This window comes from Pseudobutyrivibrio ruminis AD2017 (assembly GCF_000424305.1).
In the GTDB taxonomy this organism is placed as follows: Bacteria; Bacillota; Clostridia; order Lachnospirales; family Lachnospiraceae; genus Pseudobutyrivibrio; species Pseudobutyrivibrio ruminis_B.
On the sequence record NZ_KE384162.1, the window covers coordinates 202,697 to 224,727 of the forward strand.

At 38.3% G+C, this 22,031-nt stretch carries 23 protein-coding genes; 22 read left to right on the forward strand and 1 reads right to left on the reverse strand.

Going from position 1 to position 22,031, the window contains the following annotated elements:
• Window positions 1-7: 7 nt before the first annotated feature.
• The 10 genes from G611_RS15475 to G611_RS0111140 all read left to right on the forward strand — a co-directional run bounded on the left by G611_RS15475 (window position 8) and on the right by G611_RS0111140 (window position 9,593).
• Window positions 8-787, forward strand: a complete 780-nt coding sequence (locus G611_RS15475; RefSeq protein WP_051195235.1) for an OadG family protein — start codon at window positions 8-10, stop codon at window positions 785-787.
• A gap of 17 nt (window positions 788-804) precedes the next feature.
• Window positions 805-1,161, forward strand: coding sequence for a biotin/lipoyl-containing protein (locus G611_RS0111100; protein WP_028243667.1), 357 nt, complete (start codon window positions 805-807; stop codon window positions 1,159-1,161).
• 14 nt (window positions 1,162-1,175) lie between these two features.
• Window positions 1,176-2,324 carry a sodium ion-translocating decarboxylase subunit beta gene (locus G611_RS0111105; protein WP_028243668.1) on the forward strand — a complete coding sequence of 383 codons (1,149 nt, stop codon included), beginning with the start codon at window positions 1,176-1,178 and terminating at the stop codon, window positions 2,322-2,324.
• Window positions 2,325-2,362: 38 nt separating this feature from the next.
• Window positions 2,363-3,781 (forward strand): oxaloacetate decarboxylase subunit alpha, encoded by a 1,419-nt coding sequence (locus G611_RS0111110; protein ID WP_028243669.1) that lies wholly within the window; start codon window positions 2,363-2,365, stop codon window positions 3,779-3,781.
• 91 nt (window positions 3,782-3,872) lie between these two features.
• Window positions 3,873-4,787 carry a MurR/RpiR family transcriptional regulator gene (locus G611_RS0111115; protein WP_028243670.1) on the forward strand — a complete coding sequence of 305 codons (915 nt, stop codon included), beginning with the start codon at window positions 3,873-3,875 and terminating at the stop codon, window positions 4,785-4,787.
• Entirely contained in the window at window positions 4,787-6,019 is a 1,233-nt protein-coding gene (locus tag G611_RS0111120; protein ID WP_028243671.1) for an NAD(P)/FAD-dependent oxidoreductase, read from the forward strand. The genes G611_RS0111115 and G611_RS0111120 overlap by 1 nt, the downstream gene beginning before the upstream one ends.
• Window positions 6,020-6,041: 22 nt before the next feature.
• The gene (cmk, locus tag G611_RS0111125; RefSeq protein ID WP_028243672.1) at window positions 6,042-6,698 is read left to right on the forward strand and encodes a (d)CMP kinase; all 657 of its coding nucleotides are present in this window, start codon (window positions 6,042-6,044) and stop codon (window positions 6,696-6,698) included.
• A 20-nt stretch (window positions 6,699-6,718) separates the two neighbouring features.
• On the forward strand, window positions 6,719-7,564 hold the full coding sequence (ispH, locus tag G611_RS0111130) for a 4-hydroxy-3-methylbut-2-enyl diphosphate reductase (RefSeq protein WP_028243673.1): 846 nt from the start codon (window positions 6,719-6,721) through the stop codon (window positions 7,562-7,564).
• A complete protein-coding gene (gene rpsA, locus G611_RS0111135; RefSeq protein WP_028243674.1) occupies window positions 7,552-8,667 on the forward strand; it encodes a 30S ribosomal protein S1 in 1,116 nt (371 codons plus the stop codon). Before ispH ends, rpsA begins: the two co-directional genes overlap by 13 nt.
• 152 nt (window positions 8,668-8,819) lie before the next feature.
• Window positions 8,820-9,593, forward strand: coding sequence for a CheR family methyltransferase (locus G611_RS0111140; RefSeq protein WP_028243675.1), 774 nt, complete (start codon window positions 8,820-8,822; stop codon window positions 9,591-9,593).
• Here G611_RS0111140 and G611_RS0111145 read toward each other — a convergent pair.
• Window positions 9,590-10,648: a ribonuclease H-like domain-containing protein gene (locus G611_RS0111145; protein WP_028243676.1), complete on the reverse strand. Its 1,059-nt coding sequence runs from the start codon at window positions 10,646-10,648 to the stop codon at window positions 9,590-9,592. The genes G611_RS0111140 and G611_RS0111145 overlap by 4 nt on opposite strands.
• A gap of 160 nt (window positions 10,649-10,808) precedes the next feature.
• Between G611_RS0111145 and rsxC the strand changes: the two genes are divergently transcribed.
• The 12 genes from rsxC (at window position 10,809) to miaB (ending at window position 22,014) form a co-directional block, all read left to right on the forward strand.
• Window positions 10,809-12,128: an electron transport complex subunit RsxC gene (gene rsxC / locus G611_RS0111150; RefSeq protein WP_028243677.1), complete on the forward strand. Its 1,320-nt coding sequence runs from the start codon at window positions 10,809-10,811 to the stop codon at window positions 12,126-12,128.
• Between the two features lie 16 nt (window positions 12,129-12,144).
• Entirely contained in the window at window positions 12,145-13,083 is a 939-nt protein-coding gene (locus G611_RS0111155; RefSeq protein WP_028243678.1) for an RnfABCDGE type electron transport complex subunit D, read from the forward strand.
• A complete protein-coding gene (locus tag G611_RS0111160; RefSeq protein WP_028243679.1) occupies window positions 13,076-13,699 on the forward strand; it encodes an FMN-binding protein in 624 nt (207 codons plus the stop codon). Before G611_RS0111155 ends, G611_RS0111160 begins: the two co-directional genes overlap by 8 nt.
• Window positions 13,692-14,423 carry an electron transport complex subunit RsxE gene (gene rsxE / locus G611_RS0111165; RefSeq protein WP_028243680.1) on the forward strand — a complete coding sequence of 244 codons (732 nt, stop codon included), beginning with the start codon at window positions 13,692-13,694 and terminating at the stop codon, window positions 14,421-14,423. Before G611_RS0111160 ends, rsxE begins: the two co-directional genes overlap by 8 nt.
• Window positions 14,423-15,007: an electron transport complex subunit RsxA gene (gene rsxA, locus G611_RS0111170; RefSeq protein ID WP_028243681.1), complete on the forward strand. Its 585-nt coding sequence runs from the start codon at window positions 14,423-14,425 to the stop codon at window positions 15,005-15,007. The genes rsxE and rsxA overlap by 1 nt, the downstream gene beginning before the upstream one ends.
• Before the next feature lie 13 nt (window positions 15,008-15,020).
• Window positions 15,021-15,812, forward strand: coding sequence for an RnfABCDGE type electron transport complex subunit B (locus tag G611_RS0111175; RefSeq protein WP_028243682.1), 792 nt, complete (start codon window positions 15,021-15,023; stop codon window positions 15,810-15,812).
• A 9-nt stretch (window positions 15,813-15,821) separates the two neighbouring features.
• Window positions 15,822-17,588, forward strand: coding sequence for a flavocytochrome c (locus G611_RS0111180; RefSeq protein WP_028243683.1), 1,767 nt, complete (start codon window positions 15,822-15,824; stop codon window positions 17,586-17,588).
• A 97-nt stretch (window positions 17,589-17,685) separates the two neighbouring features.
• Complete coding sequence (proB, locus tag G611_RS0111185; RefSeq protein ID WP_028243684.1) at window positions 17,686-18,519, forward strand: glutamate 5-kinase; 834 nt, start codon at window positions 17,686-17,688, stop codon at window positions 18,517-18,519.
• A gap of 2 nt (window positions 18,520-18,521) precedes the next feature.
• The gene (locus G611_RS0111190; protein WP_036949166.1) at window positions 18,522-18,743 is read left to right on the forward strand and encodes a DUF896 domain-containing protein; all 222 of its coding nucleotides are present in this window, start codon (window positions 18,522-18,524) and stop codon (window positions 18,741-18,743) included.
• Window positions 18,724-19,320: a 5-formyltetrahydrofolate cyclo-ligase gene (locus G611_RS0111195; RefSeq protein WP_028243686.1), complete on the forward strand. Its 597-nt coding sequence runs from the start codon at window positions 18,724-18,726 to the stop codon at window positions 19,318-19,320. The genes G611_RS0111190 and G611_RS0111195 overlap by 20 nt, the downstream gene beginning before the upstream one ends.
• The gene (locus tag G611_RS0111200) at window positions 19,317-20,561 is read left to right on the forward strand and encodes a glutamate-5-semialdehyde dehydrogenase (RefSeq protein ID WP_028243687.1); all 1,245 of its coding nucleotides are present in this window, start codon (window positions 19,317-19,319) and stop codon (window positions 20,559-20,561) included. Before G611_RS0111195 ends, G611_RS0111200 begins: the two co-directional genes overlap by 4 nt.
• 19 nt (window positions 20,562-20,580) lie before the next feature.
• Window positions 20,581-22,014, forward strand: coding sequence for a tRNA (N6-isopentenyl adenosine(37)-C2)-methylthiotransferase MiaB (gene miaB / locus G611_RS0111205; RefSeq protein ID WP_028243688.1), 1,434 nt, complete (start codon window positions 20,581-20,583; stop codon window positions 22,012-22,014).
• Window positions 22,015-22,031: the final 17 nt, after the last annotated feature.

Sequence of the window (22,031 nt, forward strand, 5' to 3'; positions counted from 1 at the left end):
TGACAATATGAAGAAAAATTTATTATTGGTTTTGTGCACCTTAGTTTTGATGTTCAGCCTTACTGCTTGTGGAAGTCATGCCGATGAAAAAATTGGTGGTCTTCCAAAATCTAACTACGAAGAAATGCTTAAGAATACAATGACACAGCTTGAGTCAATTGATGGAGCTACAGCTGAATCTTACATTACACAGGCTGAAAGCTCAGACGATACAGTATCAGCTGGTTTGTTCAGAAATTGGGTGGAGTGTTATAAAGTTAGAGGCGAATTCGTAGATTACTATGATAACAATGCAGTAGTTGGTGGCGTCAATATTGGTCCTTTTAATATTGGTGGAACAAAGGCATTTGATGTATCAAAATCAGGTAAAACAATTACAGCAACACTTGTTGGACATTATTCAAAAAGAGATTTAAAGCTCACTGTTGTATTTAACGCTAATGATATGAAAAGCGGTGCAACAGCAATCAATATCGAGCCAGTTTATTCTCTTGGGGAGACAATGCAAAAGGCTGGTCTTAATACAGTAATGGGTATCCTTATTGTATTTGCAATGCTTATTGTAATGTCTGGTATTATTAAGAGCTTCGAGCTCATTGCAAAGGTACAGAACAAGGCTAAGGCTAAAGAGGAAGTAGTAGTTTCTGCTCCAGCTGCAGTTTCTGCACCAGTTAAAAATGAAACAGATGATTTGCAGTTAGTAGCAGTTATCGCTGCCGCAATTGCTGCAAGCACAGGAGCTTCTACAGATTCGTTTGTAGTTCGTTCAATTAAGAAAAGACGTTAATGTTTAGGAGGAATACCATGAAAAATTATACAATTACTGTTAATGGAACAGTTTATGATGTAACTGTAGAAGATAAGGGAGGCTCTGGAGTATCTCCTGTAACACCTGCTGCAGCACCTAAGGCAGTTGCACCTACACCTGTAGCAACAGGAGCTGCTGGAGCTGTTAAGATTGAAGCGGGAGCTGCTGGAAAGGTTGTTAAAATCGCAGCAGCAGCTGGTACAGCTGTAAAGAAGGGTGATCCAGTTGTTGTTCTTGAGGTTATGAAGATGGAAACACCTGTTGTTGCGCCACAGGATGGTACTGTTGCATCAATCAACTGCAACGAAGGTCAGCAGGTTGATGCTGGCGCATTACTTGCAACTATGAACTAATAGGAGGATTACACATGAGTTACGTTGGAGAGACATTGTTAAACCTCGCACATCAGACTGCATTTTTCAATCTGACTTGGGGTAACTATGTCATGATAGCGGTTGCCTGTGTTTTCCTGTATCTAGCAATCAAGAAGGGATATGAACCATTACTTTTGCTTCCAATCGCATTTGGTATGCTTCTTGTAAATATCTATCCTGATATTATTGCTTCGCCAGAGGAAACCTCTAATGGTGTAGGCGGCTTGCTTTATTATTTCTATACTCTTGATGAGTATTCAATTCTTCCATCACTTATTTTCATGGGTGTTGGAGCTATGACAGATTTCGGTCCACTTATTGCCAACCCAATCAGCTTCTGGCTTGGTGCGGCTGCACAGATTGGTATTTTTACAGCTTATTTGCTTGCCATCCTTTTAGGATTCTCAGATCAGGCAGCAGCTGCAGTATCAATCATCGGTGGTGCAGATGGACCTACATCAATTTTCTTGGCTGGTAAGTTAGGACAGTCAGCACTTATGGGACCAATTGCCGTTGCGGCATACTCATATATGTCACTTGTTCCTATTATTCAGCCACCTATCATGAAGGCTCTTACTACAAAGAAGGAGCGTTCAATCAAGATGGCACAGCTTAGACCTGTATCTAAGCTTGAAAAGATTTTATTCCCAATTGTAGTTACTATCATCGTATGTTTGATACTACCTACAACAGCACCACTTGTTGGTATGCTTATGCTTGGTAACTTGTTCAAGGAGTCAGGTGTAGTAAACCAGCTTACAGAAACAGCATCAAATGCTCTTATGTACATTGTAGTTATTTTACTTGGTACATCTGTAGGTGCTTCTACATCAGCTGAAGCATTTTTAAATGCAGCTACAATCAAAATTGTAGTTCTTGGTCTTGTAGCATTCGTATTTGGTACAGCTGCTGGTGTATTATTCGGTAAGATTTTATGTCATCTTACACATGGTAAGATTAATCCACTTATTGGTTCGGCTGGTGTATCTGCCGTTCCTATGGCTGCTCGTGTTTCTCAGAAGGTTGGTGCAGAAGAGGACCCAACAAACTTCCTCCTTATGCATGCTATGGGACCAAACGTTGCCGGTGTTATCGGTACAGCTGTTGCAGCCGGCGTATTTATGGCGATTTTCGGTGTTTAGAATACGCTTTGATTATTAAATATTAGGAGGAAAATATAATGGCAGATATTAGTCCAAAGCCAGTTAAAATTACAGAGACAGTGCTCCGTGACGCACATCAGTCTCTTATAGCAACTCGTATGCCTACCTCTATGATGCTTCCTATCATTGATAAGATGGATAAGGTTGGCTACAACGCAGTAGAATGCTGGGGCGGTGCTACATTTGATGCATGCCTTCGCTTTTTGAAAGAAGATCCATGGGATAGACTTCGTAAGCTTCGTGATGGCTTCAAGAATACAAAGCTTCAGATGCTTTTCAGAGGCCAAAACATCTTAGGTTACAGCCAGTATCCAGATGATGTTGTAGAATATTTCGTTCAGAAGTCAATTGCTAATGGTATTGATATCATTCGTATTTTTGACTGCTTAAATGATATTAGAAACCTTCAGACAGCAGTAAATGCTACAAAGAAGGAAAATGGTCACGCTCAGGTTGCTCTTTCTTATACACTTGGCGAGGCTTATACACTTGATTACTGGAAGGATATTGCAAAGCGTATCGAGGATATGGGAGCAGATTCTATCTGTATCAAGGATATGGCAGGTTTGCTTGTACCTGCAAAGGCTTATGAGCTTGTTACAGCTTTAAAGGAATCTACATCGCTTCCAATCGAAATGCATACACACTACACATCAGGTGTTGCAAGTATGACTTACCTTAAGTCTGTTGAGGCTGGTGCAGATATCATTGACTGTGCAATGTCACCATTCGCACTTGGTACATCTCAGCCAGCTACAGAGGTTATGGCTGCTGCATTTGAAGGCACACCATACGACACAGGATTTGATCAGGAGCTTCTTTCTGAAATCGCTGATTACTTCCGTCCATACAGAGAAGAGTGCATTGAGAGCGGACTTATGTCTACAAAGGTTCTTGGTGTTAACATCAATACACTTCGTTACCAGGTTCCAGGCGGTATGCTTTCAAACCTTATCAGCCAGTTAAAGGAGCAGGGTAAGGAAGACAAGCTACGCGAGGTTCTTGAGGAAGTACCACGTGTACGTAAGGACCTTGGTGAGCCACCACTTGTTACTCCTTCATCACAGATCGTTGGTACTCAGGCTGTATTTAACGTACTTATGGGTGAAAGATACAAGGTAGTAACAGAGCAGACTAAGGATATCCTTCTTGGTAAGTATGGCCAGACAGTTAAGCCGTTCAACCCAGAGGTTGTTGAGAAGGCACTTGGTGCTGACAAGGATAAGGCTATCACATGCCGTCCAGCAGATTTGCTTGAGCCAGGTCTTAAGAAGTTTGAAGAGGAGTGTGCTAGATGGAAGCAGCAGGATGAAGATGTTTTATCTTACGCTTTGTTCCCAAAGGTAGCAACAGAATTCTTCGAGTATCGTGAAGCTCAGCAGACTAAGGTTGATCCTAAGAAGGCTGACAAGGAAAACAAGGCTTATCCAGTTTAATATTAAATATTTTAGGTAATGCAAGATTTCTTGCATTGCCTATTTTTTTTTACTATAATAAATATCTCAATAAAGATAAATGAGGTATGATATGGCAACTACATCGGATTTAATATCTAAGATAAATGAAAAATATGGCAAAATGTCAAAGGGCCAGAAGCTTTTAGCTAACTATATCATTGATAATTATGATAAGGCTGTTTTTCTGACTGCTGCAAAGCTAGGAGAGATGCTTGGTGTATCTGAATCTACTGTTGTGCGTTTTGCATCCTTCATAGGCTACAAGGGATACCCTGAATTTCAGCAAGCTTTAGAAGCGCTTGTTCGTGCAAAACTTAACGCATCTGACAGAATAGAAATCACAAGCGGTGGGATTGAACAAAATGGCGTACTTCGTACAGTTCTTTCTTCTGATGCTCTCAAAATCAAAAACACAATGGAATCCATTGATGAAGCAGCATTTGAAAATGCAGTGGAATCAATAATTAAAGCAAGACGTATTTATGTCGTAGGAATTAGAACCTGCGCGCCTCTTGCATCATTTCTTTCATTTTATCTTAATATGATTTTTGATAATGTTGTCAACCTTCAGACAAGCTCTACATCAGAGCTGTTTGAGCAAATGATTCATATTAATGAAGAGGATTGTATCATAGGAATTTCCTTCCCAAGATATTCCATGAGAACACTTAAGGCGTTGGAGTTTGCCAATAATAGAAGGGCTGATGTTATTACTATCACTGATTCAATTCATTCCCCAATGAACCTATATAGCTCTTGCAACCTCATTGCGGAAAGCGATATGCATGCAGCTGTAGATTCTTTGGTTGCGCCACTTTCTGTAATTAACGCTTTACTTGTTGCATTATGTAATAAGAAGCAGGCTCAGGTGGCAAAGAACCTTGAAATGATAGAAGAGGTTTGGAACAATTATCAGTTCTACGAAAATGATGAAATAGATATGGTGGATGATTCAATCAAAATGTATTATCCAGGAGAAAATTAATGAGTAATGTTATTGTAATAGGCGGCGGTGCTGCAGGAATGATGGCGGCCTATGCTGCAGGAATGTGCGGACATTCTGTAACTCTTTTAGAAAAGAATGAAAAGCTTGGTAAGAAAATCTATATCACAGGAAAAGGCAGATGTAATTTTACAAATGCCTGCAGCGAAGAGGATTTTCTTAAAAATGTAGTTTCTAACCCTAAGTTTTTATATAGTGCAATATATACCTTTAATTCAGATGCAATGATAGATTTTGTAGAAATGCACGGCACTGAGACAAAGGTTGAAAGAGGAAATAGAGCCTTCCCAGCATCTGACCATGCCTCAGATATTACAAAGGCACTTAAGAATGCCTTACAGGAAGTTAATGTTGACATTCAGCTTAACACATCAGTTTCAAAGCTTATCGCATCAGGCGATAGAGTAACTGGCGTGGAGCTTAAGAATAACAAACAGCTTTCAGCAGATGCAGTTATTCTTTGCACAGGCGGTTTATCATATCAGACTACAGGCTCAACAGGTGATGGACTGAGATGGGCTAAAAATATAGGTTTAAATGTCACTGACACAAGACCAGCACTGGTTCCACTTAATACAAAGGAACCATACATCAAAGAAATGCAGGGACTTGCCCTTAAAAATGTTAAGCTTTCTATATTTAATGGCAAAAAGAAGCTTTACGATGAATTTGGGGAAATGCTTTTCACTCATTTTGGTGTTTCAGGTCCACTTGTTCTTTCTGCCAGCTCTATAATAGGAAAGAAGCTTCAGGAGACAGGAGAGCTAAAGGCATATATCGACCTAAAGCCGGCCTTATCCTTTGATGAGCTTGATGCTAGAGTTCTAAGAGATTTCAATGATAATATGAACAAGCACTTAAGCTCAGTCTTAAGAGGCTTACTTCCTGCTTCAATGGTGCCTGTTGTAATAGACATTTTTGACTTTGATGATATGAGACAAATCAATTCCATTACTAAGGAAGAAAGAACAATTCTTGTTGAATTGCTAAAGGCCTTCCCATTTACTATTACAGGCCTTAGAGAATACAAGGAAGCTATCATTACACAGGGTGGAATATCCATAAAAGATATTGACCCATCAACTATGAAATGTAAAAATATAAATGGATTATCTGTCGCAGGTGAGGTACTTGATTTAGATGCCTTCACTGGTGGCTTTAATCTTCAAATAGCATGGGCTACTGGCTATCTGGCTGGTATTTCAATAGATTAATAATTTGGAGGAATGATATATTATGGCATTTAATGTTGCAATCGATGGTCCTGCAGGAGCAGGAAAATCAACTATAGCAAAAGCGGTAGCTGCTAAGAAGGGATATGTATACGTAGATACAGGTGCTATGTACAGAGCTATGGCTTTATATTTCCTTCGCGAAAATATTAGCAAGGATGACGAAGCAAAGATTTCTGCATCTGTAGATAATATTAAAGTATCTATTAAATACGAGGATGGAGCACAGCATGTCATTCTTAATGATGAGGATGTTACTGGTCTTATTCGTACAGAAGAAGTAGGAAATATGGCTAGTGCAACTTCTGTATACAGCGCTGTTCGTACAAAGCTTGTTGCTTTACAGCAGGAGCTTGCAAAGACTACAGACGTAATTATGGATGGAAGAGATATCGGCACTGTAGTATTGCCTAATGCTGATGTTAAGGTTTTCCTTACAGCATCTGTTGCTTGCAGAGCAAAGAGAAGATTTGACGAGCTTACAGCAAAGGGCGTAGAGGCTGACTTTGATCAGATTGCAAAGGATATTGAAGAAAGAGATTATAGAGATTCACATAGAGAAATCAGTCCTTTAAAGCAGGCTGATGATGCAATTTTAGTAGATAGTTCAGAAATGACTATCGATGAGGTTGTTAATACTATTATTGATTTATGCAAATAGGTGACTGACGAGGTATTTTGATGAAGGTTACATTAGCTGAATCAGCTGGCTTTTGCTTTGGTGTGCAAAGAGCAGTTGATGTTGTTAAAAAACAGATAGCAGAAGGCAAGGGTCCTTTATATACCTATGGCCCTATTATTCATAATGAAGAGGTTGTAAAAGACTTTGAGTCTCATGGCGTTTCTGTCATGGATGAAAACAGAACTTCAGATTATGAGCCTGGCACAGTTATTATCCGTTCACACGGCGTAACAAGAGCTGTTGAAGAGGATTTGAAGTCAAAGGGACACAATGTAATAGATGCTACATGTCCTTTTGTTAAGAAAATTCATAGAGCGGTAGATGAACACTCAAAGAATGGCGAATTTATCGTAATTATTGGTAATCCAGACCATCCAGAGGTTAGAGGTATTGTTGGTTGGATAAACGGTGATGCATATACAGTTATTTCAGATGAAAAAGATGCTGAAAACTTTTCAGTTAATTCTGATATCGACGTGTGTATTGTTTCTCAAACCACCTTTAACCATAATAAATTTCAAGAATTAGTTGAAATTATAAACCAAAAAGGTTATCATATTATTGTTTTGAATACAATATGCGATGCGACTAACAAAAGACAGGTTGAAGCGGCAGATATTGCTTCTTCAGTTGATGCTATGTTAGTTATTGGAAGTAAGAATTCTTCTAATACGCAGAAGTTGTATGAGATATGCAAAACACGATGCAACAATACTTACTATATACAGACGGCTGATGATTTCCAGCCATCTGACCTTAGTTCCATTGAAAGTGTAGGTATTACCGCAGGGGCATCCACCCCAAACAATATTATTGAGGAGGTTCAAAAGAAATGTCAGAAATGAGTTTTGAACAAATGTTGGAGGAATCATTTAAAACTATACACAATGGAGAGGTAGTAGACGGTACTGTTATCAGCGTTAAGCCAGATGAAATCGTTTTAAATATCGGTTACAAGTCAGATGGTATCATTACACGTTCAGAGTACACAAACGAATCAAATGTTGATCTTACTACTGTAGTTAAAGTTGGTGATCCTTTATCAGCTATCGTAATTAAGGTAAATGATGGTGAAGGACAGGTTCTTCTTTCTTACAAGAGACTTGCTCAGGAAAAGGGCAATGAAAGACTTGCAGAAGCATTCGAGAACGGTGAAGTTCTTACAGCAACTGTTGATAAGGTACTTAAGGGTGGCCTTACAGTAGTTGTAGACGAGGCTAGAGTATTTATTCCTGCTTCATTCGTATCAGATGTATACGAGAAAGACCTTACAAAGTATCAGGGTCAGGAAATCAGTTTTGTTATTACAGAATTCGATCCTAGACGTCGCAGAATCATTGGTAACAGAAAGACACTTCTTGTTGCTGATAGAGCAAAGGCTCAGGAAGAGCTTATGTCTAAGATTGCTGTTGGTCAGGAATTCGAAGGAACAGTTAAGAATGTTAAAGACTTCGGTGCATTCATCGATTTAGGTGGTGCTGATGGTCTTCTTCATATTTCAGAAATGAGCTGGGGCCGTGTTGAGAATCCTACAAAGACTCTTAACGTTGGCGATAAAATCAAGGTATTCGTTAAGGAAATCAAGGACGGCAAGATCGCACTTTCTTGCAAGTTCGATAACGAGAATCCATGGAACGGTGCTGCTGAGAAGTACGCAGTTGGTACAGTTGTAAAGGGTAAAGTAGTTCGTATGAAGGACTTTGGTGCTTTCGTAGAGCTTGCTCCTGGTATCGATGCACTTCTTCACGTATCACAGATTTCTAAGGATCGTATCGAGAAGCCTTCAGATGTTCTTACAGTAGGTCAGGATATCGAAGCTAAGGTTGTTGAATTCAACGATGCTGAGAAGAAGATTAGCCTTTCAGTTAAGGCACTTCTTGAGCCAGAGGCATCTGATGATGCTGAGGTTGCTGATGTTAACATCGAAGAAGTAGCTTCTGAAGAGTAATTTAATTAGTTTTCTAGAGCCATTGGTTATGCCAATGGCTCTTTTTATTTTATTCGTAGATTAGTAACAATAAATACACAATTGATTAGTATAATTACACTTAGTTTAGCAGCAAAGTTAATATATTTATAGTTAAAGATAGGAGAGACTGTATGGACAATTATGATGCTTTCAAAAAAGAGGTTTATGATCTCACAAAAATTGACTTAAGCTCTTACAAAGAAAAACAGATGAGAAGACGTATAGACTCTTTAGTTTCTAAACATAAATGTAAAGAATATCATGAATACGTTAGTCTTTTGAAAAGTGATAAGGAGGTTTTTGATGAATTCGTTAACTTCCTTACAATCAACGTATCGGAATTTTATAGAAATCCAGAACAGTGGGATTTAATGACAAAGGAATTTATCCCTGAACTTATGAAGCATTCAGGCCAGAATCTGAAGATTTGGAGTGCTGCTTGTTCTACAGGAGATGAGCCATATTCTCTTGTTATGGCATTATCTCAGCATATTCCTCTTAATAAGATTAAGATTTTTGCTACAGATATTGATAAGCAGGTTATCGCAACTGCTAAGGTTGGACTTTATAATGCTAAGAGTATTGCGGGAGTTCCAGCTGATTTAAAGAAGAAATTCTTTACACCTGTAGGAAATTCGTTCCAGATTAGCGAAGAAGTTAAGCGTTGTGTTGAGTTTAAGGAACACAATCTTTTAAGAGACGCATATCCTACAAACTATGACATGATAGTTTGTAGAAATGTTCTCATTTATTTTACTGATGAAGCTAAGGATGAAGTATATGCTAAATTTGCAAAATCCTTGAGACAAGGCGGAATCCTGTTTATAGGTTCTACCGAACAGGTAATTAACTACAAGGAGCTTGGATATAAGAGACGCTACTCATTCTATTATGAGAAGGTTTAGTGCTTAAGCATATATCTGCAAATTTTAACCAATAAGGTTGGTGTAATATCTGCAATATCTACGTAAGCTTCTTTAGCTTCGTAGGATGGCTTGAAAGTTCGTATTGTTCCAATATCTAATTTTTCAGGAAGGGCAAGGAACTGTCCTTCCTTTTTTATTTTGCAGTCTGACCTTTTTGCGGGACGTCGGCAGGATTTATCCATGCTTTCGCCTATAGCTTTAGGAATAATAATATCTTCGTTTATGAGATAGTAATAGTTTTTGAAATCAGGTAGGAAGGTGTAAAGCTCACCATCAAATAGGTTAAGAGTAACGTATATACGATTGTTTCTTACTATATAAAGACCGTAATCCCTTTGCTTACTAATCTGATTTGGAAGCTCTAAATCTATTTCGATTTCAAATCTAAGCTTTGAATTTTCAATGGAATGATTTAGATATCGTAAATCCGTAGTGAGCAGTTCAGGGTAAGCTAAAATATCAGTGATAAAAATCATACCCTTAACATCTTCAAAGTTGTGTAAAAGAATTAGATTTTTGGATTCTTCGTCACCAGTTAAAGAGTAATGCTGATATACAGGAATTAATTCGCCACCATTATATTTATCGTCTCTGTGAAGCCCTAAGAATTCTTCTATGGTTTTTTGCTTGTAATTTGGAAGATCTAACAGACATCTGGCTTTTGTTGAACGTAAATACATATCAATATGATGCTTAGATTTGATTTTTGTAATAAAGTTATATTTTCTACATCGTTCAACTATAAATGATTCGTCAAAGCGGGTAGAATTGAAGCCTAAAAGATTATCATAATGCTCGATAACATTTTCAAACTCCGTGATGATTTCTATTTCTTCGGTTTCATTTTTTGCTAGAAGCTGAGTGATAGTTACAGTGGAACCTTTCCTTGTTGCATATCCGATTAAATATATAAAGGATTTTCTTGGGGAGAGGCCTGTACATTCGATATCAAAGAATAATGTATTTTCATTAAAATACATATCATAAATTGTGTTTAATTTCTCTAACTCATAATTTTTATTAATAATTTCCATAACTAACTACATTCCAATCCTATATCTTGTCTAATATCACACTAAGTGTAACAGTTTAGTATTAAAAAATGTACAAAACAATTGATAAAAATTATCTATAAGTTATGTATAAATGTTATAATCAAATATATATATGAAAAAAGAAAGAGGAGGTCAAAAGATGAGCCTTAGAACATTCAAAGGTGGTGTACATCCTTATGATGGCAAAGAGCTTACAAAAGAAAAGCCAGTTAAGGAATACTTACCACAGGGCGAATTAGTTTTTCCTCTGTCTCAGCATATCGGAGCACCGGCAGTGGCATGTGTCAATGTGGGCGATACAGTGCTTAGAGGTCAGAAGATAGCTGACGCAGGAGGATTCGTTTCTGCTCCAATTTTTTCTAGTGTTTCCGGTACCGTAAAGGCAATCGAACCTAGACGAGTCGCTACTGGAGATATGGTTAATTCCATCATTATTGAAAGTGATGGTAAATTCATTGAAACTGGTTTTGAACATTGTGACGATTTCACCAAGCTTTCCAATGAAGAAATACTCAAGAAAATTCAGGATGCTGGTGTTGTCGGCATGGGTGGTGCAGGTTTTCCAACACATGTCAAATTGTCACCTAAGAATCCAGATCAAATTGAATATATCATTGCTAATTGTGCGGAGTGTGAGCCATATCTTACATCCGACTACAGAAGTATGGTAGAAGAGCCAGATAAGCTTATTCTTGGCTTAAAGATTATTCTCAAGCTTTTCCCAAAAGCAAAGGGATTAATAGCTATTGAGGATAATAAGAGTGATGTTATCACATCATTACAGAGACTTACACAAAGTGAGTCTAGAATTGAGGTTGTGCCACTTCTTACAAAATATCCACAGGGTGGTGAACGTCAAATCATTAAAGCTTGTACAGATAGGGAAATCAATTCTAAGATGCTTCCAGCTGATGCTGGTTGTATCGTAGATAATGTTGCTACCATTAATGCAATCTATACAGCTGTTATAGAAGGTAAGCCTGTTATTGATAGAATTTTCACTGTGACAGGTGATGCAGTTATGGAACCACGTAACTATCGAATTTGCATTGGTACAAGTTGCAAGGAAATTATAGAAGCAGCAGAAGGATTTGTTAGAGAACCAGCTAAAATTATTTCAGGTGGTCCTATGATGGGATTTGCTGTTATGGATACAGATTTCCCTACAACAAAAACTACTAGTGCAATCCTTTGTATGTCAGAGGATGAGGTTTCTAAGTATGAGACAACAGCATGCATCAATTGTGGTAGATGCGTAGAGGCTTGCCCAGAGAACCTGATTCCTTCAAGACTTTCTAAATTCTCTGACCATGATGACAAAGAACAATTTGAAAAATGGTATGGTCTTGAGTGTATTGAATGTGGCAGCTGTAGTTATGCTTGCCCTGCGAGAAAACCACTTGCTCAGTCAATCAAGACAATGAAAAAACATATTCTTGCTGATAAGAGAAAAAAGTAGAAAGGAAGGGTAGAACGTGAGTAATTTATTAAAAGTTTCTTCATCTCCACATATTAGAGCGAAGGACGATAGTAGTATTATCATGTTATATGTGATAATTGCACTTATGCCAACTACACTATTTGGTATAATTAACTTTGGAATTCGAGCATTATTACTTGTGGCTGTTTGTATCGCTACCTGTGTTTTATCTGAATTCTTATTTGAAAAGGCTGTTGGAAAGAAGAATACTATCGGTGATTTAAGCGCTGCTGTCACAGGACTTCTTCTTGCTCTCAATTTGCCACATACACTTCCTGTTTGGCAGGCAGTATTAGGAAGCGTTTTTGCTATCGTTGTTGTAAAGATGCTTTTTGGTGGTTTAGGTCAGAACTTTATGAACCCAGCTCTTGGCGGTCGTGTGTTCTTGCTTATTTCATTTGCTGGAACAATGACTCATTTTGAGTATGATGGTGTCGCTGGACCTACTCCTCTTGCTTCAATTGGCGGTGGTAATGTTAACACACTTGACATGTTAATTGGACGTACTGCCGGAACAATCGGTGAGACAAGTACAATTTGCATTTTAATCGGTGCTATTATCCTTATTTTATTAGGAGTTATCGATTTAGTAATACCAGGTGTTTACATTCTTACATTTTCTCTATTTGTTATTTTATTTGGAGGACATGGATTTGATACAGCATTCCTCGTTGCACATCTTTGTGGTGGTGGATTAATGCTTGGTGCATTCTTCATGGCAACGGATTACGTAACATCTCCAATCACGCCACTTGGTAAGGTTATTTTTGGTATCTGTCTTGGTATTTTAACAGGAATCTTTAGATTCTTCGGAAACAGTGCAGAGGGTGTCAGCTATGCTATTATTTTCTGCAACCTCTTAGTTCCACTTATTGAGAAGATTACCGTACCTAGAGCCTTCGGAATCTCAAGGGAGGTGAAGTCTAATGAATAAATTAGTAAAAGATGCATTAGTTCTTACATGCATTACTCTTGTTGCAGGCTTCGCTTTGGGACTCGTTTATGAAATCACAAAGGCTCCAATCGAAAGAGCTCATCAGGCAGCAATGAAAGAAGCTTATTCTTCAGTTTTTGTTGATGCAGCTTCATTTGCTGAAATAGAGGGTTTTGATTCTTCTGCTGCTACAGACTATGTTCATGAAGCAGGCTACGGTACGGAGACGATTGATAATTGTGTAGAAGCTCTTGACGGTTCAAACAATGTAATCGGTTATGTGCTTACAGTTACAACATCAGCTGGTTACGGCGGAGATATTACATTCTCTGTTGGAATAACAAATGATGGCATTATCAATGGTTATTCAATCACTTCAATATCTGAGACTGCTGGTCTTGGTATGAAGGCTAAAGATACAGGTGATGGCACATTTTCTGCTCAGTTTATAAATAGACAAGCAGAAATATTTACAGTTACAAAAACTGGCGCTTCTTCTTCTAGCGAAGTAGATGCTATTTCAGCAGCAACTGTAACTTCTCGTGCTATGACAGGTGGAATCAATGCTTGTGTCACCTACTTTGAATCTATCGTAGGAGGTGCTGCAAATGAATAAGAACCTAGAAAGAGTATTTAATGGACTTTGGAAGGAAAATCCTACCTTTGTATTAATGCTTGGTATGTGTCCAACACTTGCTGTTACCACATCAGCAATTAATGGTATTGGCATGGGACTTTCTACAACAGTTGTTCTTGTTTTATCAAACATGCTTATTTCTGCTCTTAGAAATCTAATTCCAGATAGAGTTAGAATGCCAGCATTTATCGTTGTAGTTGCATCCTTCGTTACAATTGTTCAGTTTTTAATGGAAGGTTTTACTCCTTCATTATATGAGTCACTTGGAATTTATATTCCACTTATCGTAGTTAACTGCATCATCTTAGGACGTGCAGAAAGCTACGCAAGCAAGAATCCTGTTATTCCATCTATGTTTGATGGTATCGGTATGGGACTTGGTTTCACAGTTGGCCTTACACTTATTGGTATGGTTCGTGAAATTCTTGCAAATGGATCAATATTTGGCGCTACAATTGCACCACTTAATGATTATCACATCACATTGTTTGGCCTTGCTCCTGGTGCATTTTTCGTACTTGGATGTCTTGTAGCAATTATGAATGTGATTCGTAGAAATATGGAAGCTAAAGGAAAGCCACTTCCAGCAGTTCAGGGATGTCTTGGTGGAGACTGTTCAGGTTGTACTTTATCATCAGCTTGTACTGGCAAGACTTTAGCTAATAAGGCTAATGATAATAATACAGGAAAGGAGGAGGAATAATGAGTTACGTTACAGGTCTAATTCTTTTATTAGTAGCTTCAGCTATTGTAAACAATGTTGTTCTTTCTCAGTTCCTTGGACTTTGTCCATTCCTTGGAGTTTCTAAGAGAGTTGAGACAGCAGCAGGTATGGGTGGAGCAGTAATTTTCGTAATTACAATTTCATCTTTTGTAACATCTCTTATTTATAAGTTTATTTTAAAGCCTACTAAATTCGAATACATGCAGACAATCGTTTTTATTCTTGTTATTGCTGCACTTGTTCAGTTTGTAGAGATGTTCCTTAAGAAGAGTGTGCCTTCACTTTATAAGTCACTTGGTGTTTACCTTCCTCTTATCACTACAAATTGCGCTGTTCTTGGTACAGCTATTAATAATGTTACTAAGGAATATGATATTCTCGAGTCTGTTATTAATGGTTTTGGCGTAGCTGTTGGTTTTACAATTGCTATTGTTATCATGGCTGGTATCAGAGAAAAGATTGAATACAACGATTTTCCACAGGCCTTTAAGGGCTCAGCTATCGTTCTTGTTACAGCAGGACTTATGGCTATGGCTTTCATGGGCTTTGCTGGAGTGATTTAAGGAGGGCTGACAAATGAGTATAACAGGAATTTTACTGGCAGCTGTTATAGTTGGCGCTACCGGATGTATTATTGGATTTTTCCTTTGCTTCTCATCTGAGAAGTTTAAGGTAGAAGTTGATCCTAGAGAAGAAGCTATTCTATCAGTTCTTCCTGGAAATAACTGTGGTGGGTGTGGTTATGCTGGATGTTCTGGCTTAGCTGCAGCTATTGCAAAGGGTGAGGCACCTGTTAATCAGTGCCCAGTTGGTGGAGCACCTGTTGCGGCTCAGGTTTCTGAGATTATGGGTGTTGCTGCTGAAGAAGGCGTTCGTAAGGTCGCTTTCGTTATGTGTAATGGCACATGTGAAAATGCTACTCAGCTTTATGAGTATACTGGCGTTGAGGATTGTCAGGCAATGGCTTATGTTCCTGGCGGTGGTCCTAAAGCTTGTTCTTATGGCTGTATGGGATTTGGTTCATGCGTTAAGGCATGTCCATTTGACGCTATTCATATTGTTGATGGCGTAGCTCTTGTTGACAGAGACGCATGTAAGGCTTGTGGTAAGTGTGTGGCTGTATGTCCTAATCATCTTATCGAGCTTATTCCTTACGATTTTGGTCACGCTGTCAGATGCCATAACAATGATAAGGGAAAAGATGTTATGAGTGTTTGTAAAGTCGGCTGTATAGGCTGTCATAAGTGTGAAAAGGTCTGTGAAAGCGATGCAATCCATGTTGAAGGATTCTTTGCTCACATAGATCAAAATAAATGTACAAGCTGCGGTAAATGTGCCGAAGCGTGTCCAAGAAAAATTATTTTGTAAGGAGGTAACATGCAAAATAGTACAAAAAAAATTGTTGGAATCACTGTATGTATTTTACTAGCTGTATTTTGCGCCTTTGCGCCACTTCTTAAGAAAGGGGCTGCAGGTAAGTCTTATGTTGGAAATGCACAGGGATTTGGAGGAAACATTGAAGTAACTGTATATGTTGATGGAAACACTATTACAGATATTACTTACAATGCTCCTGATGAGACACCTTCAGTAGGTGGAGTTGCATTGGAAAACTTAAAGGCTCAGGTTATTGCTGAACAGAACAGCAATATCGATGGTGTGTCTGGAGCTACTTATAGCTCTAATGGATTTTTGCAGGCTGTAAACATGGCTCTTGATGAAGCCGGGATAGTTGCAGATGGTTCTAATGGTTCTAAGGCAGTTGCTGAAGACTATGAAGGAACAACTGATATTGTTATCGTCGGTGGTGGTGGAGCTGGTATGACAGCTGCAATCAAAGCTGCTGAAGCAGGCAAGAAGGTTGTGCTTATCGAGAAGAATACAATTCTTGGTGGTAACACAGCACGTGCTAGCTCAGGTATGAATGCTGCTGAAACTCATTATGAGAAAGAGCAGGGTGTTGAAGATTCAGTTCAGTCTTTCGTTGATGATACAATGAAGAGTGGAAAGAACATCAATGATCCAGAGCTCGTTCAGGTTTTAGCTGAAAACACATCTGAAGCTATCGATTGGCTTGATTCAGAAGATATCAAATTAGATGGACCTCTTGCTACTATGGGTGGTTTAAGTGCAAATCGTACTCATAGACCTGTAGATGCAGATGGAAACATTATTCCAGTTGGTTCTTTCCTTGTAGATAAGCTTTCTGCAAGAATGGATGAGCTTGGTGTTGAGGTTCATACAGGTACTGCTGTAAATGAAATTATCATGGAAGATGGTAAAGCTACTGGTGTTAAGGCTACAGGAAGCTCAGGAAATAACGTAGTAGTTCATGCTGGAGCTGTTATTGTTGCTACAGGTGGATTTGGTGGAAATATGGATAGAGTTGAAGAGCTTCGTCCTGACTTAAAGGGTTATATTTCTACAAACGTTACAACTGCAAGCGGTGATGCTTTAGATTTCTTAGCAGATGTAAATGCTGATTTTGTAGATCTTGATCAGATTCAGCTTCATCCTACAGTAGTTCCAACTGATGGTACATTAGTTGGTGAGGCTCTCCGTGGTGATGGTGCTATTCTTGTAAACAAAGAAGGTCACAGATTCTTTAATGAAACTGGTACTCGTGATGAAGTATCTGCAGCTGAAGTAGAGCAGCCTACTGGTAATGTATGGCTTATCGTTAACCAGGATATGTATGAAGGATCTGCTGTTATTTCTAAGCTTGAAAAGGGTGGTTACCTTGTAAATGGTGATACACTTGATGATCTTGCAAAGGCAATGGATTTCAACGCTGATGCAACTGAAGCTTTAAAGGAAACAGTTAAGACATGGTCTGGCTATGTAGCTTCGGGCGTAGATGAGGAATTTGGTCGTGAAATCGGCGCAGTTAAAACTGATCTTTCATCTGGTCCTTACTATGCTGTAAATGTTGGCCCTGGTATCCATCATTGTATGGGTGGTGTTAAGATTAACACAGACGCTCAGGTTATTGACAAAGATGGAAATCCAATTGACGGATTATATGCTTGCGGAGAAGTAACTGGCGGTATACATGGTGCTAACCGTTTAGGTGGTAATGCTGTTGCAGACATTGTTGTCTTCGGAAACATAGCCGCTGAAAATGCTATCAATTACATAGAATAATTATAAAACTCCCCTTATTTAAGGGGAGTTTTTAAAATGGTTGCAGTCGACTCGTGATTAGTGGTATTATGGAGCGGATAACATATGGAGAGAAATTATGTATAACCATGATTTTACACAAAAAAAGAGAATAATTGTAAAAGTCGGTTCTTCTACCATTACACATGACGAGACTGGTAACATCGATTACACTAAGCTGGAACGTTTGGTTCGTCAGCTGTGCGATTTGAGAGCACAGGGGAAGGATGTATGCCTGGTTTCTTCAGGTGCAATCGCAGTAGGCAGATATGCTATAGGGCTTAAGGAAAGACCTACAGATTTAGCTACAAAGCAGGCTTGTGCTTCCATTGGGCAAGCTTACTTAATGTCTGTTTATCAGAAGTTATTTTCGGAATATAATCAAAAGGCTGGTCAGATTCTTATGACTAAGAAGACTATGACTGATCCTGAATCCAGGGAAAACGCAAAGAACACTTTCGAGGAGCTTTTTGCTCTTGGTGTTATCCCTGTTGTTAATGAAAATGATACTGTTGCTACTCATGAAATTCAGTTTGGCGATAACGATTCACTTTCAGCTATAGTTACAGCATTGGTAAAGGCTGATGCACTTATCCTGTTATCAGATATCGATGGCCTTTACACCGATAATCCAAACACCAATCCGAATGCGCAGTTTGTTCCTGTTGTTGAGGACATTGATGCTGTCATAGATATGGCGAGCTCAGAAAGCACTTCAAATGTTGGTACAGGTGGTATGACTGCAAAGCTTCGTGCCGCTCAGATTGCTACATATTCCGGTGCAGATATGGTTATTACTAATGGAAAACATATAGGAAATATTCATCGTATTTTCGAAAATAAAGATAAGGGCACACTTTTTGTTTCAAACAAAAGGGACGATGTCCATGTATTAGATTTGTTAGAGGATTAATTATGATTACTGAGAAAGATATTGCAAGAATTAATGAGTTATACCACAAAAGTAAGGCAGAAGGCCTTACAGATGCTGAAAAGGAAGAGCAGGCAGCTCTTAGAAAAGCTTATATTGCTGCAATCAGAGGCAATATTAGAGCACAGCTTAACAATATTGATTTAGTTGATGAAAAAGGTAATGTAGAAAATCTTGGCGAAAAGTATGGAAAGGTATCAAAGTAGTAAAGAACTTAGATTAACATATAAAAAGCTTAGAGATGAAGCTCCCAGTGATTTACGAATTAGTAAATCAAGAGAAATCGTATCAAATGTTTTGGCTCTTTTAGAATCTGATTTTAAAGGGGCTAATATTTTTTTATGTTATTATCCATTTGGTTCAGAAATAGATTTGCTTCCGCTTTATGAAAAGCTTTTAGCTAAAGGGAAGATTCTATATTTCCCAATTTCTGAAACTAAAAACCACAATTTACTTTTTTTTCAAATATCAGATTTACAAAAGGATTTTCATATAGGTTCATATAATATAATGGAACCTAATGAATCCTTACCTATGTTTAATTATAGCAAAGAAGACAGAATCATTTGTATTACGCCAGGCTTATTGTTTGATAGAAATTATAATAGAATAGGCTATGGTGCAGGATTTTATGATAGATTTTTATCAGATAAATGTAACATAATAAAGCTTGCACCAAGCTTTGATAGTCATTTGCTTGTATCAATTCCATCGCAAGCACATGATATTAAAATGGATGTTATTATTACTGAAAAAGAAGTACTGAAAGGAGATAGGCTATGACACTAATCGAACTTGCTACAAAGGCAAAAGCTGCTAAGTATAAGGTTGCTTTACTCCCCACTGATGTTAAAAATAAAGCTATACTAGCTGTTGCGGATGCATTAGTTTCCAATAGTAGCAGTATTATTGCGGCTAATTCAATTGATATGGAAAATGGCACTAAAAAGGGCTTATCTCAAGGCTTACTTGATAGATTAAAGCTTGACGAAGACCGAATTAATGGCATGGCCGAGGGGCTTCGTCAGGTAGTTGCATTAGATGACCCAATTGGCAAAATAACTGAACAGTGGGAACGCCCTAACGGACTTATAATTTCCAAAAGATTAGTTCCAATCGGTGTCGTAGGAGTTATCTACGAGGCCAGACCAAATGTTACAGCTGATGTTTTTGGCCTTTGCTTTAAAACAGGCAATTCAGTGATTTTAAAGGGTGGTAGCGATGCTTTAGAATCAAACAAGGCTATCGTTAAAGTTATAAAAGACACTCTTACAAAGGAAAATGTTCCTGTAGATGCAATCACCCTTATAGAGGATACTACCAGAGAATCTACTAATCAGCTTATGCGAATGAATGATTATGTAGATGTTTTGATTCCTCGCGGTGGTGCTGGTCTTATTAAATCAGTTGTAGAGAATGCTTCCGTTCCTGTTATTGAGACAGGCTCAGGCAATTGTCATATCTATGTAGATCATGTTGCTGATATTGATATGGCAATTAACATTATCGTAAATGCGAAGACACAGCGTATTGGTGTTTGTAATGCCTGCGAGTCTTTAGTTATTCACGAAGATATTGCATCAGAGCTTCTTCCAAAGCTTACAAAGGCATTAAAGGAACACGGTGTTAAGATTTTTGCAGATGAAAAAGCAAAGTCTCTTATGGAAGGTGCAGAGCCTGCTACAGAACAGGATTTTGCTACTGAATATTTAGATTATATTATTTCAGTAAAAACAGTTTCATCTGTAGAAGAGGCCATTGAACATATTAATAAATACAATACAGGCCATTCAGAGTCAATCATCACAAAGGATGATGTTAATGCCGCTAAGTTTTTAGATGGAATAGATGCTGCTTGCGTATATGTCAATGCATCTACCAGATTTACAGATGGATTTGAATTTGGCTTTGGTGCTGAAATAGGTATTAGCACTCAAAAGCTTCACGCCAGAGGCCCTATGGGCCTTCTTGCTCTTACAAGCTACAAATACACAATCCATGGAAATGGACAGGTTAGAAAATAAAAGATAGATAGGAATTAAAATGAGTATTACAGATTTATTAAACAATGCTCCAACTGAGGAGCCAGAGCGTCAGTATTATTTCATAGCTGAGGCAAAGAAGATTATCGAAAAGAAGGAGCAGGAGCTTGGTAGAAAGCTTACTTGCTGTGTAACAACCTTTGGCTGCCAGATGAACGCCAGAGATTCTGAAAAGCTTCTTGGTGTTTTAAAGGAAATTGGTTATGTAGAAACTGAAAGTGAAAACGCAGATTTTGTTATCTACAACACCTGTACTGTTAGAGAAAATGCTAACAACAAGGTTTATGGTCATCTTGGTATTCTTCATGGCTACAAGAAAAAGAATAAGGATATGATGATTGGTCTTTGCGGTTGCATGATGCAGGAGCCTTCTGTTATCGAGCATCTTCAGAACAATTATAAGTTTGTAGATTTGATTTTCGGTACTCATAATCTATACAAGTTTGCTGAATTATTTACAACAGCACTTCTTAACAAGAAGGGCATGATTATCGATATTTGGAAGGATACAGATAAAATCGTTGAGAATCTTCCAATTTCACGTAAGTACCCATTCAAGTCTGGTGTAAATATCAGCTTTGGCTGCAACAACTTCTGTACATATTGCATCGTTCCTTATGTACGTGGTCGTGAGCGTTCTAGAAAGCCGGAGGATATTGTAAACGAAATTAAGGCTTTGGTAGCAGATGGTGTAGTTGAAATCATGCTACTTGGTCAGAATGTTAACTCTTACGGCGTAGGACTTGATGAAAAGGTTACCTTTGCAGATTTACTTCGCATGGTTAACGATATCGAGGGACTTAAGCGAATCCGCTTTATGACTCCTCATCCAAAGGATTTATCAGATGATTTAATCGAGGCTATGGCTACACTTCCAAAGGTTTGCCATCACATGCATTTGCCACTTCAGTCTGGTAGCACAGAAATCCTTAAGAAGATGAACCGTCGTTATACTAAGGAGCACTACCTTGGACTTGTAGAAAAGCTTAGAGCTCGCATCCCTGATGTTGCAATCACAACAGATATTATCGTAGGCTTCCCAGGTGAAACAGAAGAGGATTTCCTTGAGACAATGGATGTTGTAGATAAGGTTCATTACGATAGTGCATTTACATTTATCTATTCTAAGCGTACAGGTACACCTGCTGCTACAATGGATAATCAGGTACCAGAGGATGTGGTTAAGGATAGATTTGACCGTCTTCTTGCTCTCGTTCAAAAGCATGGCCATGAAAAGGTTAAGTCATTAGAGGGTACTGTTCAGGAGGTACTTGTAGAAGAGGTTAATGAGCAGGATTCTACACTTGTTTCTGGTAAGCTTGCAAACAATGTTACAGTTCATTTCCCAGGTGATGAATCTATGATTGGAAAATTAGTTAATGTTAGGTTAAACTGTTGTAAAGGATTCTATTTTATTGGAGAAATCTGCCAGTAAAATTATCTAATACATTT

Coding starts and splice junctions, on each gene's coding strand:
- G611_RS0111115 (WP_028243670.1), top strand. CDS start 3,873: ATGGCAACTACATCGGATTTAATATCTAAGATAAATGAAAAATATGGC.
- G611_RS0111110 (WP_028243669.1), top strand. CDS start 2,363: ATGGCAGATATTAGTCCAAAGCCAGTTAAAATTACAGAGACAGTGCTC.
- rsxA (WP_028243681.1), top strand. CDS start 14,423: ATGAGTTACGTTACAGGTCTAATTCTTTTATTAGTAGCTTCAGCTATT.
- rpsA (WP_028243674.1), top strand. CDS start 7,552: ATGTCAGAAATGAGTTTTGAACAAATGTTGGAGGAATCATTTAAAACT.
- G611_RS0111140 (WP_028243675.1), top strand. CDS start 8,820: ATGGACAATTATGATGCTTTCAAAAAAGAGGTTTATGATCTCACAAAA.
- G611_RS15475 (WP_051195235.1), top strand. CDS start 8: ATGAAGAAAAATTTATTATTGGTTTTGTGCACCTTAGTTTTGATGTTC.
- G611_RS0111190 (WP_036949166.1), top strand. CDS start 18,522: ATGATTACTGAGAAAGATATTGCAAGAATTAATGAGTTATACCACAAA.
- G611_RS0111200 (WP_028243687.1), top strand. CDS start 19,317: ATGACACTAATCGAACTTGCTACAAAGGCAAAAGCTGCTAAGTATAAG.
- G611_RS0111195 (WP_028243686.1), top strand. CDS start 18,724: ATGGAAAGGTATCAAAGTAGTAAAGAACTTAGATTAACATATAAAAAG.
- rsxC (WP_028243677.1), top strand. CDS start 10,809: ATGAGCCTTAGAACATTCAAAGGTGGTGTACATCCTTATGATGGCAAA.
- G611_RS0111160 (WP_028243679.1), top strand. CDS start 13,076: ATGAATAAATTAGTAAAAGATGCATTAGTTCTTACATGCATTACTCTT.
- miaB (WP_028243688.1), top strand. CDS start 20,581: ATGAGTATTACAGATTTATTAAACAATGCTCCAACTGAGGAGCCAGAG.
- G611_RS0111100 (WP_028243667.1), top strand. CDS start 805: ATGAAAAATTATACAATTACTGTTAATGGAACAGTTTATGATGTAACT.
- G611_RS0111105 (WP_028243668.1), top strand. CDS start 1,176: ATGAGTTACGTTGGAGAGACATTGTTAAACCTCGCACATCAGACTGCA.
- G611_RS0111180 (WP_028243683.1), top strand. CDS start 15,822: ATGCAAAATAGTACAAAAAAAATTGTTGGAATCACTGTATGTATTTTA.
- proB (WP_028243684.1), top strand. CDS start 17,686: ATGTATAACCATGATTTTACACAAAAAAAGAGAATAATTGTAAAAGTC.
- ispH (WP_028243673.1), top strand. CDS start 6,719: ATGAAGGTTACATTAGCTGAATCAGCTGGCTTTTGCTTTGGTGTGCAA.
- G611_RS0111120 (WP_028243671.1), top strand. CDS start 4,787: ATGAGTAATGTTATTGTAATAGGCGGCGGTGCTGCAGGAATGATGGCG.
- G611_RS0111175 (WP_028243682.1), top strand. CDS start 15,021: ATGAGTATAACAGGAATTTTACTGGCAGCTGTTATAGTTGGCGCTACC.
- rsxE (WP_028243680.1), top strand. CDS start 13,692: ATGAATAAGAACCTAGAAAGAGTATTTAATGGACTTTGGAAGGAAAAT.
- cmk (WP_028243672.1), top strand. CDS start 6,042: ATGGCATTTAATGTTGCAATCGATGGTCCTGCAGGAGCAGGAAAATCA.
- G611_RS0111145 (WP_028243676.1), bottom strand. CDS start 10,648: ATGGAAATTATTAATAAAAATTATGAGTTAGAGAAATTAAACACAATT.